This is a genomic window from Streptomyces phaeofaciens (genome assembly GCF_014648915.1).
GTDB lineage: Bacteria > Actinomycetota > Actinomycetes > Streptomycetales > Streptomycetaceae > Streptomyces > Streptomyces phaeofaciens.
Genome location: NZ_BMSA01000001.1, coordinates 638692 through 651285 on the forward strand (window position 1 = coordinate 638692; position 12594 = coordinate 651285).

The 12594-nt window shown below is 72.3% G+C and carries 8 protein-coding genes and 1 pseudogene; 8 read left to right on the forward strand and 1 reads right to left on the reverse strand.

Annotated features, from left to right (window positions below; genetic code table 11):
- Positions 1–23: 23 nt before the first annotated feature.
- From IE275_RS02615 to IE275_RS02650, 8 genes and pseudogenes are all read left to right on the forward strand, one after another.
- Positions 24–2702 (forward strand): family 78 glycoside hydrolase catalytic domain, encoded by a 2679-nt coding sequence (locus IE275_RS02615; protein WP_189706985.1) that lies wholly within the window; start codon positions 24–26, stop codon positions 2700–2702.
- A 180-nt stretch (positions 2703–2882) separates the two neighbouring features.
- Complete coding sequence (locus IE275_RS02620; protein WP_373299155.1) at positions 2883–4940, forward strand: SpoIIE family protein phosphatase; 2058 nt, start codon at positions 2883–2885, stop codon at positions 4938–4940.
- A 109-nt stretch (positions 4941–5049) separates the two neighbouring features.
- A complete protein-coding gene (locus tag IE275_RS02625) occupies positions 5050–6015 on the forward strand; it encodes a GlxA family transcriptional regulator (protein ID WP_189706987.1) in 966 nt (321 codons plus the stop codon).
- 98 nt (positions 6016–6113) lie between these two features.
- Positions 6114–7112 (forward strand): type I glyceraldehyde-3-phosphate dehydrogenase, encoded by a 999-nt coding sequence (gap, locus tag IE275_RS02630; RefSeq protein ID WP_189706989.1) that lies wholly within the window; start codon positions 6114–6116, stop codon positions 7110–7112.
- 432 nt (positions 7113–7544) lie between these two features.
- Positions 7545–8402: an endo alpha-1,4 polygalactosaminidase gene (locus IE275_RS02635; RefSeq protein ID WP_373299156.1), complete on the forward strand. Its 858-nt coding sequence runs from the start codon at positions 7545–7547 to the stop codon at positions 8400–8402.
- Positions 8403–8524: 122 nt separating this feature from the next.
- Positions 8525–8875, forward strand: coding sequence for a hypothetical protein (locus IE275_RS02640; RefSeq protein ID WP_189706991.1), 351 nt, complete (start codon positions 8525–8527; stop codon positions 8873–8875).
- A 37-nt stretch (positions 8876–8912) separates the two neighbouring features.
- Positions 8913–9842: pseudogene (locus IE275_RS02645) on the forward strand (IS5 family transposase).
- A gap of 654 nt (positions 9843–10496) precedes the next feature.
- Positions 10497–12062, forward strand: coding sequence for a pectate lyase family protein (locus IE275_RS02650; RefSeq protein WP_189706993.1), 1566 nt, complete (start codon positions 10497–10499; stop codon positions 12060–12062).
- A gap of 84 nt (positions 12063–12146) precedes the next feature.
- Here IE275_RS02650 and IE275_RS02655 read toward each other — a convergent pair whose 3' ends face one another.
- Positions 12147–12521, reverse strand: coding sequence for a hypothetical protein (locus IE275_RS02655; protein WP_189706995.1), 375 nt, complete (start codon positions 12519–12521; stop codon positions 12147–12149).
- Between the last annotated feature and the right edge of the window lie 73 nt (positions 12522–12594).

A 12594-nucleotide genomic window follows, 5' to 3' on the forward strand; every position in this document is an offset into this window, starting at 1 on the left:
CCGCACCAGGAAGGACCCCGTCCATGCACTCCGCCCGCCCCACCCGTCTGCGCGTGGAACACCTCCACCGGCCGCTCGGCACCGACGTGCGCGCGCCGCGCCTGTCGTGGCGCCTGCCCCTCGGGGCCACGCACCAGCTCGCCCACCGCATCGAGGCGGGCGCCTGGGACTCGGGGCGGCGGAACTCCTCCGCCAACACCTTCGTCCGCTACGAGGGACCCGCCCCGGCCTCGTCGACGCGTACCCACTGGCGGGTGAAGGTGTGGACCGATCTGGGCGAGAGCGACTGGTCGGAGACCTCCTGGTGGGAGACCGGGCTCCTGCACCCCGCCGACTGGCTGGCACGGTGGATCGAACCGGCGGAGACGGCCCCGGCGGAGCCCGGCCACCGGCCCGCCCGGCTGCTGCGCCACGCCTTCTCCCTCGGCAAACCGGTCGGCCGGGCCCGCCTGCACATCACCGCCCACGGCGTGTACGAGGCGTACTGCAACGGCATACGCGTCGGCGACCAGGAACTCACCCCCGGTTTCACCGCCTACCGCTCCCGCCTCCAGACCCAGACCTACGACCTGACCGGCCTGCTCACCACCGGCGAGAACGCGCTGGGCGCGGTCCTGTCCGACGGCTGGTTCCGCGGCCGGCACGGCTTCGTCCGCGCGGCCGATGGCTTCGGCACCCGGACCGCGCTCCTCGCCCAGCTCACCGTCGAGCATCCCGACGGCACCACGACCACCCTGGGCACCGGCCCGGAATGGCGGACCGCACCGGGCGCGATCACCGCGGCCGACCTGATGGACGGCCAGACGAGCGACCTGCGGGCCCACGACGAACAGTGGTCCACCCCCGCCTTCGACGACCGCCTCTGGGACAAGGCCCGCGCGGTCGACGGAGGGCTCTACGACGACTTCGCCCGGCTCACCGCGACGCCCGCGCCACCCGTGCGCCGCGTCGAGGAGCTCCGGCCGGTGGCGGTGACCGAACCCGTGCCCGGTCACCAGGTGGTGGACCTGGGGCAGAACATCAACGGCTGGATCCGGCTGGGCGATCTGGGCCCGGCGGGCACCCGGCTCACCCTCGTGCACGGGGAGGCCCTGGACGCCCGGGGGGACGTCACCACCGACAACATCCGCGCCTTCGACTGGGTCACCCGCCGCCCGCTCCCCGCGGGGCAGATCGACACGGTCGTCTCCGCGGGCCGCCCCGGCGAGGTCTTCGAGCCCCGCCACACCACCCACGGCTTCCGCTACGTCCGGGTCGAGGGACATCCCGGGTCCCTGACCCCCGAGGACGTCACCGGCGTCGTCGTCCACACCGACCTGCCCCGCACCGGCTGGTTCACCAGCAGCGACGAGCGCGTCAACCGGCTGCACGAGGCCGCCGTGTGGAGCCTGCGCGGCAACGTCTGCGACGTACCCACCGACTGTCCGCAGCGCGAACGCGCGGCCTGGACCGGCGACTGGCAGGTGTTCCTCCCCACGGCCGCCTACCTCTTCGACGTCGCCGGCTTCACCGTCAAGTGGCTGCGGGACCTCGCCGCCGACCAGTGGGCCGACGGCACCGTGCCCAACTTCGTCCCCGACCCCGCCGACGAAGACACCCGCCGCCGTTCGGCGGAAGGCGGCATGAACGGCTCCGCCGGCTGGGGCGACGCCGCCGTGATCGTCCCGTGGGAGATCTGGCGCGCCTACGGCGACCTGGACCTGCTGCGCACCCAGTACCCCTCGATGCGCGCCTGGGTCGACCACGCCGCCGAACAGGCCCGCACCCGCCGCCACCCCGACCGGGCCGCCGCCCGCCCGCAACCCGCGCCCCACGAGACGTACCTGTGGGACACCGGCTTCCACTTCGGCGAATGGCTCGAGCCCGGCGTCACCCCCGACCTCGACCCGGCCCGGGACCGCGGCGACGTCGCCACCGCCTACCTGCACCGCTCCGCCGACCTCCTCGCGCACACCGCGGCCCTCCTCGGGCTCCCGGAGGACGAGGCCCGCTACCGGGCCGTCGCCGACGGCGCCCGCACCGCCTGGCGGGCCGAGTACCTCACGGAGCGGGGCACGACCGTTCCGGACACCCAGGCCACCCTGGTCCGCGCCCTGGCGTTCGGACTGGTCCCGCGGGAGGCACGGTCCCGTGCCGTCGACCGGCTGGCCCGGCTCGTGCGCCTGGCCGGCACGCATCTGACGACGGGATTCCTGAGCACCGGCCTGCTGCTCCCCGTCCTCGCCGACCACGGCCGTCTCGGCCTCGCCTACGAACTGCTCATGCGGGACTCCTCGCCCTCCTGGCTCGCCATGATCGACCGTGGCGCCACCACCGTCTGGGAGGACTGGGACGGCGTCGACGTGCGGGGGCTCCCCAAGATGTCCTACAACCACTACAGCAAGGGTGCCGTCGTCTCCTTCCTCCACCAGTACGCCGCGGGCATCCGCCTGCCGCGGACGCCCGGCCCCGAGGCCGCCGGCTACCGGCGGTTCACCGTCGCCCCGCGGCCCGGCGGCGGTCTGACCTCCGCCTCGGCCCGGCACGAATCCCCGCACGGCACCATCCGGTCCGAGTGGGAGCGCGACGGCGACCACCTCACCCTGACGGTCGAGATCCCCCCGGGTACCGAGGCCGCGATCAGCCTGCCCGGCTCCGCACCCGGCACCGCCGGCCCCGGCGTCCACACCTTCCGTACGACGCTGCCGCCGGACGGCGACTGAACGCGCGCGCCGACCGTGCGGTCCGGGTGACGGGACAGGCACCGCTCCGTGAGGTCCACGCGGACCTCGCGGACCTCGCGGAGCCGGTGAGTCGACTTGCGGCCGGGGCGGAAGCCGGTGGACCCTGCTCTTCCGTATATGGTGTTTTCATATGAAATGTCCCGGTGGTTAGGTCGTACGTTGGACGCTCACCAGACGGAGGACAAGGAACCGCAGCAGCCCATGGCAGCCGTCGGCTACGCGGGCGTGCTGCGGGAGCTGCTGCCGATCGCACTGTGGCGGGAGGACACGGACGGACGCATCGTCGAGTGGTCGCTGGCCGCCCAGGACCTCCTCGGGTACCGCCCGGACGACGTCCTCGGCCGGCCGGCCTCGGCGCTGCTGGTCCCCGAGGGCAGAGGCGAACTCGCCGACCAGCTGACGCGCCGCGTCCATGCCGGGGAAACCGTCGTCGGCACCCTGTCCGTGCGCCACCGTGACGGCCACCAGGTGACCATGGAGATGTGGATCGTCCCGGCCGCCGACCCGCGCGGCCGGGCCGGAGCCCTGCTCATCGCCGTGGAGACCTCCCAGGTCCTGCGCATGCGGGACTCGCTGGCGGCCCTGGAGAGCCTCTTCAGCCAGTCGCCCATCGGGCTGGCCACCCTCGGCACCGATCTGCGCTTCCTGCGGGCCAACGACGCCCTCGCCCGGATGAACGGTGTCTCCGCCGCCGAACACGTCGGCAAACGGCTGACCGAGGTCGTACCCGGCGTCAACGCCGTGGCACTGGAGGCCACGATGCGGGAGGTGCTGGACCGGGGGATCGCCGTCGTCGACGTACGCCGCACCGGCCGGACGGCGGCGGACCCCGCCCGCGACCGGACCTGGTCCTGCTCCTACGCCCCCCTGGTCGACAACGCCGGCCGCACGCTGGGCCTGATCGCCTCCCTCATCGACATCACGGAGAGCCAGCAGGCCGAGGCCGACGCCGAGCGGGCCCGACGCCGCTTCGCCCTGCTGGCGGAGGCCGGCACCCGGATCGGCACCACCCTGGACCTGCGGCAGACCTCCGAGGAGATCGTGAAGATGCTGGTGCCCCAGCTCGCCGACTCCGCCGACGTCCAGCTCCTCGAAGAGGTCATGGACCCCGACGAACCCGCGGCCGCCACCCGGGGCGTGGTCCGGCGCATGGCCGCCCTCTTCCCCGACCCCTCCGCCCCGACGGCGAAGCTCCAGCCGGGCATGACCTCCCAGATCCCGCACGGCTCCCTCTACGAGCGGGTCATCGCCGACGGGCGCCCCACCAAGCTGTACCGCTCCGACGTCCCGGCGCTGATCACCGACCCCCGCGCCGACCAGCTGCGGTCCTACCTCATGAGCCTCGGCTCCGCGCGCCTCATCCCGCTGGTCGCCCGGGGCAAGGTGCTTGGCGCGGTCGTGGTGACCCGGCTGCGCACCCGTGAGCCCTTCGACGAGCAGGACTGCGTCCTCATCGACGAACTGGCGGCCCGCGCCGCCCTGAACATCGACAACGCCCTCATGTACACCCGGCAGCGCGCCGCCGCCCTCACCCTCCAGCGCAGCCTGATCAACAGCGCGCTGCCCGTCGTCCCCGGCCTCGAACTCACGGGCCGCTACCTGCCGGCCAGCGCCCACGACGTGGGCGGCGACTGGTACGACGTCATCGCGCTCCCCGAGGGCCGGACCGGGCTCGTCATCGGGGACGTCATGGGCCACGGCATCCACGCCGCCGCGGTCATGGGCCAGCTCCGCGCGGCCGTGCGCACGCTCGCCCGGCACGACGTCCACCCGGCCCGCCTGCTCAGCTCGCTGGACGCCGTCGTCGCCGACATGGGGGAGGACGAGATGGCGACCTGTGTCTACGCCGTCCACGACCCCGCGTCCGGCGGCTGTCTGGTCGCCCGGGCCGGCCATCCGCCGCCGGCCGTGGTGACACCCGGCGGTGCGATCACCTTCCTCGACGGACCGCCCGGAACCCCGCTGGGCACCGGAGCGCACGAGTTCCTCACCGAGGAGGTCCCGCTGCCCGCGGGCAGCCTGCTGGTCCTGTACACCGACGGCCTCATCGAGTCCCGCGACCGGGACCTCGACCAGGGGCTCGACCAGCTCGCGCAGGCCCTGCGGACCCCCGAGGCGTCGCTCGCGGCACTCTGCGACGGCGTCCTCGGCCGGATGCTGCCCCACCCGGCGCAGGACGACGTCGCGATCCTCATGGCCCGGCCGCAGCGCCTCTAGGGGGCCGGATTCCCCGTAGGCCGTCCACGGACCCCGGCCGGCGCCGCCGGCACCCGAGACGGCGTGCTCGGCGTCCGGCCGCGCCGCGCCGCCCCCGTACCCTGTTCCGGTGCCGCCGCCCTCGCCCTCCCGTCTGCAACGCGTCGCCGTCCTGGTGCTCGAAGGAGCGAAGCCGCTCGACGTCGGCATCCCCGCGCAGGTGTTCTCGACCCGCGCGAGCATGCCGTACGAGGTACGCGTGTGCGGCGCGGCACCCGGTCTGGTGACCGGCGGGGACGGACTGTCGTACCACGTGGCCGACGGGCTGGACGCGCTGGAGTGGGCCGACGTCGTCTTCATCCCCGGCTACCGCTTCCCCGACCGCGAGGACCCGCCCCGGGCCGTCGTCGACGCGCTGCTCGCCGCCCATGCCCGCGGTGCCCGCCTCGCGGCCATCTCGACGGGCGCCTTCGCCCTCGCCGCCACCGGCCTGCTCGACGGCCGGCGCGCCACGACGCACTGGCACTACACCCGGGCCCTGGCCGCCAAGCACCCCCGCGTACAGGTCGACGAGAACGTCCTGTTCGTCGACGAGGGCAGCGTGCTCACGTCCGCCGGTGCCGCCTCCGGCATCGACCTCTGTCTGCACATCCTGCGCCGCGACCTCGGCGTGGGCGCCTCCAACCATGCCGCCCGACGCCTGGTCGCGGCCCCCTACCGCAGCGGCGGTCAGGCCCAGTACGTGCCGCGCAGTGTGCCGGAGCCGCTGGGCGAGCGGTTCGCCGCCACCCGCGAGTGGGCACTTCACCGGCTCGACGAACCCCTCACCCTGGAGGCGCTCGCCCGGCACGCGGCGGTCTCACCGCGCACGTTCTCCCGCCGCTTCGTCGAGGACACCGGCTACACACCCATGCAGTGGGTCATGCGCGCCCGGATCGACCGGGCCCGTGAGCTGCTCGAACGCTCCGAACGCGGCGTCGAGCAGATCGCGGGCGACGTCGGACTCGGCACCGGCGCGAACCTGCGCCTGCACTTCCAGCAGATCCTCGGCACCACGCCCAGCGAGTACCGGCGGACCTTCGCCCAGGGCGAGTGACCGCGGCTGGCGAGATCCTTGCGAACCATGGCGCTCACGCCCCGGCCACGAGCGGGCGCCGCACGCGAAGCTGATGGCGAACCGAAGGGACACCACTCATGACTCGCATCGCCATCAACGGATTCGGCCGCATCGGACGCAACGTGCTGCGCGCACTCCTCGAGCGCGACAGCGACCTCGAGATCGTCGCCGTCAACGACCTCACCGAGCCCACCGCCCTCGCCCGGCTGCTCGCCTTCGACTCGACGTCCGGCCGGCTGGGCCGCCCGGTCACCGTCGAGGACGGCGCCCTCGTCGTCGACGGCCGCCGCATCCAGGTGCTCGCCGAGCGCGACCCCGCGCAGCTGCCGTGGGCGGCGCTCGAGGTCGACATCGTGCTGGAGGCCACCGGCCGCTTCACCTCGGCCAAGGACGCCCGCGCCCACCTCGACGCGGGCGCGCGCAAGGTGCTCGTCAGCGCCCCGTCCGACGGTGCCGACGTCACGCTCGCGTACGGGGTGAACACCGACGCCTACGACGCCGAGCTGCACACGATCGTCTCGAACGCCTCCTGCACGACCAACGCGCTCGCCCCGCTGGCCGCGGTCCTCGACGAGCTCGCCGGCATCGAGCACGGCTTCATGACGACCGTGCACGCCTACACGCAGGAGCAGAACCTCCAGGACGGCCCGCACCGCGACCCCCGGCGTGCCCGCGCCGCCGGCGTCAACATCGTGCCGACCACGACGGGCGCCGCCAAGGCGATCGGTCTGGTGCTGCCGAACCTCGACGGCAAGCTGTCCGGCGACTCGATCCGGGTGCCGGTTCCGGTGGGCTCGATCGTCGAGCTGAACACGACCGTCGCCCGCGACGTGACGCGCGACGACGTGCTGGCGGCGTACCGCACCGCGGCCGAGGGCCCCCTCGCCGGCGTCCTGGAGTACTCCGAGGACCCGCTCGTGTCGTCCGACATCACGGGCAACCCGGCCTCGTCGATCTTCGACTCGGCCCTGACCCGCGTCGAGGGCCGCCACGTCAAGGTGGTCGCCTGGTACGACAACGAGTGGGGTTTCTCCAACCGCGTGATCGACACCCTGGAGCTCCTCGCCGGCCGCTGACCGGAATCCGGGCCCGGCCCCGCGGTCCACTCCCGGGGCGGTCCCGCCCGGCCTCCGCTCCCCCGGGGGCCCTGCCCGGCCGACGTCCACGCCGACGCCGTACCGCTCGACGGCGGGGCGGTGGGGGGCGTGGACGCCGGCCGGGCGTCGTCGATCCGTTCCCGCCCCGGCGTTCCCGCCCCGGCGTTCCCGCCGCCGTGCGGCCGCGGCCGTGGCCGCCGCGCGCCGTATACCGTGCCGGGTCGCCGCGCCGCCACCGGGTTTGACGTGCCGATTCGTGATCGATTACGTTCCGGCACGGCCGGGTGTGGCGCCCGGCCCAGTGGCACGCCCAGCCGGTGGTTCGACCTGCGGGTCGCGAGTCCGGACCGAGTCGCCAGGACCGCCGTGGGCGTCCGAGGCGGGGACGTGTCCCCCGCGTCTGGAGCCCGCTTGTCCCTGAACCTGCCGCACCACCGTCCGCGCAGGTCCGCGACGGTGCCGACGGCATTGGCCGCCCTCGCCCTCCTCCTCACCTCCTGCTCCGGGAACGCGGACCCGGACCCGGCCCCGGATTCCGCGCCGACCCCCGCCGAGGTGACACTCCCTCCCGTCGGCGAGGGCTTCGACTACCAGCTCGGCGGCGCCTACACCCCGCCGCCCGGCACCTCGATCGTCGCCCGTGACCACACGGCGTCCCCCGCGCCCGGGATGTACAACATCTGTTACGTCAACGCCTTCCAGGCCCAGCCGGACGCCGAGGGGGAGTGGGACGACGACCTGCTGCTGCGCGACGCGGACGGCGAGGTGGTGATCGACCGGGACTGGGACGAGGCCCTCCTGGACATCCGCACCGACGCCAAGCGCGAGCGGGTGGCCCGGAAGGTGGACGCCTGGATCGACGCGTGCGCGGCCAAGGGCTTCGACGCCGTCGAGCCGGACAACTACGACACCTACACGCGGGCGCCCGACGGCCTGCTCACCGCCGACGACGCCAAGGCGTTCCTCGCCCTGCTGGCCGACCACGCGCACAGCGTGGGCCTGGCCGTCGCGCAGAAGAACACCGCCGAACTGGCCGCCGACCGCGCGAAGGTGGGCCTGGACTTCGCGGTCGTCGAGGAGTGCGGGATGTACGACGAGTGCGGCGACTACACCGAGGCGTTCGGCCGGCACGTCGTCGACGTCGAGTACGACGAGCGGGGCATGAGGAAGGCCTGCGCCGGCTGGGGCGACGAGATCAGCGTCGTACGGCGCGACCGGGACGTGCTCCCCGAGGGTGAACCCGGCCATGTGCGGCGGACCTGCCCCTAGGTCCCGTCCGGCCGATCTTGGCTGTGCGAGGATGCCGTCCATGATTGATATTCGAAGGGGCCGTGCCGCGTAGAACGCCTGCTTCACTTCGGCCACAGGAACGTGGCTGGAGGAGACCCTGGGTGCGTTATCGCGATGTCCCTGGCCTGTCGGGGGCGGCGAATGCAGCCGTCCGCGTGCTCGAGCGGGGTCGACTGGCGCCGGGCATTGTGTCTGTTGCGCTGAGCGTGTGGTCGGTCCGCGTCCACGGCACCGAACGTCGATGGAAGCGGTGGGAGGCCGAGTTCGCCTGCTCGTGCTGCGGCGAGGGCTGGGCCCGGGACAAGCTGCAAGAGGCTCTGTTCATGCTGCCGCCAAGGGCCGCCGCCGAACTGCGTGTGCAGGTCGAGCGCCTGGACGAGGTGCTACTCAGACGAACGCACCATGAGCCCATGACGGATCCGGAGTTGGCGTGGTGGCATCGCCGGTGCTGACCGTGCCCATGCCGTCCACTGACTCGTTGGCCCTTGTATGACTGGTCGGGGGGATCTGACAGAGGCGGAGTGGCGATGTCTGGAGCCGTTCCTGCCAGTGGGCAACAACCGCTGCGGGCGGTGGCGCGACCACCGTCAGGTCGTCAACGGCATCCTGCACCGGGTCCGGACCGGGGTGCAGTGGCGGGACCTGCCCAAACGCTTCGGGCCGTGGAAGACCGTCTATGAGCGCCATCGGCGCTGGTCAGCCGACGGGACCTGGGAGCGGCTGCTCCAGCAGGTGCAGGCCCAGGCCGATGCCGCCAGCGGGATCGACTGGGACGTCTCGGTCGACTCCACCTCGATCCGTGCCCACCAGCACGCGGCCGGCGCCCGCAAGGCCCCGCCACCCGCTGCGCCAAAAGGGCGGTGGCGATGGCACATCAGAGCGGAATGCCGTGGGCGAGGCTACGCGCCCGCTTGGTGGAGGTGGTGCAGGAGGTGAGGCGCTCGGTCGCTCCCGAGGAGGGTTCACCACCAAGATCCACCTGAGTGCCGACGGTCGCTGCGCGTGCTGTCACTGTTGCTGACAGCGGGACAGCGGGCGGACTGCACCCAGTTCGAGCCAGTCATGGAGCGCATCCGGGTGCCCCGCCTCGGGCTGGGGCGCCCGCGCAGTACACCGGACAGCGTGCGCGCCGACAGGGCCTACAGCAACCGCCGGACCCGCCAGTACCTGCGACGACGAGGCATCCGCCACGTCATCCCAGAGAAGAGCGACCAGGCCATGAACCGCGTACGCCGGGGCCGGGCAGGGGGCCGCCCACCCGGCTCCGCCAGGGAGCGGTACAAGAAGCGCAACACCGTGGAACGGGCGATCAACAAGCTCAAGAACCACCGAGCTGTATCCACGAGGTACGACAAACGCGCCTACGTCTACCTGGGTACCGTCACCGCGGCAGCGACCATCATCTGGCTCCGAACATGATCGGCCGGACAGAACCTAGGGCGGTGTCCGCAAAGTGGCGTCGCGGGCCGCGCGTTCTGCGCACCGCCAGACCCTTGCCAGTCGACCGGAAGCACCCCTATCTTCTCGGGGAGAAAGCGCTTTCTCAAAGCGCGGGAACGCTTCGGGAGAGCCGACCGCCGCGGCAGTCGTCGCGGCATGTGCACGAGCCGCCGGTGATCCGTCACGAGGCCGTCCGGCGCCATCGGCGTGCCCGGAACGAAGGGCGCACGCCAGGACGACCGCGCTTCGCACCATCCCCGCCGTCCGCGGCGGCCGGGGTTCTTCCCAGACCGGCGGGCCGGTCCGGCCGTGGATCCGGCCGCCGGCCCGAGTGGCCGTCCTCCCCGCCGGGACCCCCGGCGCCGGACGGTGTGCCGGTGACGTACGTGAGCACGGCGGGGTCCCCCCGGGGCCCGGGTCCAGGACGACGACCCGGAAGTCCGGGCCGCCGCGCCTCCAGTTGTCATGCACTGATCAACATGTGATCGACATGCACTGATCGGCATGCAGTGATCGACGTGCGCGGTGAAGGCCCCGGCCTGCCCGGCGCCCGCTCGGCGCGCGGCGGTGACCTCGGGCGACTTCAGATCTTCAGGCGATTTCCGATCTTCACGGACGAACGAGGAGACGACGATGAGAGCACAACTCGCGCTGCGCCTGTGCGCCGCGTCGGGCGTGATGGCGCTCGCGGCCGCGGTCGGGGTGACGCTGTCGGGCCCCACGGCGTCGGCGGCCACCGGCAGTGCCACCGGTTACGCGACCCAGAACGGCGGAACGACAGGCGGGGCCGGCGGGCAGACGGTCCGGGCCACCACGGGCACCGCGATCCACGCGGCCCTGTGCTCCCGGGCCGCCGACAGCACCCCCCTCACCATCGAGGTCGAAGGCACCATCAACCACGCCAACACCGAGAAGGTGTCGGGCGACAGCTGCAACACCGCAGCCGGGGTGATCGAACTCAAGCAGATCAGCAACGTCACGATCGTCGGTGTCGGCGCCGGAGCCGTCTTCGACCAGCTGGGCATCCACATCCGGGAGGCCTCCAACATCGTCATCCAGAACGTGACGGTCAAGAACGTGAAGAAGTCGGGCTCGCCCACGTCCAACGGCGGCGACGCCATCGGCATGGAGAGCGACGTCCGCAACGTCTGGGTCGATCACGTGACCCTGGAGGCGTCGGGCGGGGAGTCGGAAGGGTACGACGGCCTCTTCGACATGAAGGACGACACGCAGTACGTCACGCTGTCGTACAGCATCCTGCGCAACTCCGGCCGGGGCGGCCTCATCGGGTCCAGCGAGAGCGACCTCTCCAACGGATACGTCACCTTCCACCACAACCGCTACGAGAACATCGACTCCCGCACCCCCCTGCTGCGAGGCGGCACGGCCCACATCTACAACAACCACTACGTGAGCCTGAACGAGTCCGGCATCAACTCCCGGGCCGGCGCCAAGGCGAAGGTGGACAACAACTACTTCGAGGACTCCAAGGACGTCCTCGGCACCTTCTACACCGACCAGGCCGGCTACTGGCAGGTCGGCGGGAACGTCTTCGACAACGTGACCTGGTCCACCCCCGGCAGCGAGAACAACCCCGCCGGTCCGAACCCGCAGTCCAACACGACGGTCGCCATCCCGTACGCCTACACGCTCGACGCCGCCGCCTGTGTGCCGGACGTGGTGAACCGGACGGCGGGCGCCGGCAAGGGACTCCAGGTGTCCGACGGCAACTGCACGGCACAGTCGCCCACCTCCAGTCCGACCGCGACCGCCACCACCACGCCCACGACCACCCCCACGACCACCCCCTCCTCGACCCCCACCCAGCCCAGCGGGACCAACCTCAGCCTGGGCGCCGGCTCCGACGGGTCCAGCAAGGCCAGTGGCACCAGCTACGGCAACGTCCGCGACGGTGACCTGAGCACCTACTGGTCACCGGCCGGCTCGACCGGCTCCATCTCGATCAAGTGGGGGTCCGCCACCGCCGTGTCCCTGATCCGGATCCGGGAGGTGTCCGGATCCGAGGGCGCCATCGGGGCCTGGAAGGTCGTCGACGCCGACACCGCAGGCGTCCTGGCCTCCGGCAGCGGAGCCGGAACCATCACCTTCCCGCGCACCACCCTGAGCAAGATCACCTTCGAGATCACCGGTTCGACGAGCACGCCGAAGGTCGCCGAGTTCGAGACCTACGACCAGTAGGCGCGGCAGGCGCCCCGCCCGCATTCGGCGGCCGGTGCCCGGACGCGTGTCGCCCGGGTGCCGGCCGCTCATGGTCATGGCCGGTCAACGGTGCTTGCACTCCCAGTGACCCTTGACCCAGTGGTGCTCCCAGTGGCCGGGAACATGGACCCACTTGTAAGTGACGTGGATCTTCCAGTGCCCCGGGTGCCAGTTGCCGTGCCGGTCGACGTGGCCCTTGTGCCAGGTCTTGTGCACGACCCGCTTCTTCTCCCAGTGACCCTTGACCCACTCCTTCTCCCAGTGGCCCTTCTTCCATTCGCACTTGTCGTGGTGGTCGACCGTCGACACGGTCGTGGTGGGCGTGGGTGCCGGGGCCGCGGCGGCCGTGCCGGACAGGCCGAGCGCGGCTCCGCCTGCCAGCAGTCCCGTCGCGGCGGCCCCGGCCACCAGGCGTCGGGTTCGCAGGGATGCGGTCATCGGACACATCTCCCTCGAATGGTTCGGCTGAATCGGACGCGAGGGATTCGGAGCCGAGACCCGTCCAGATGAA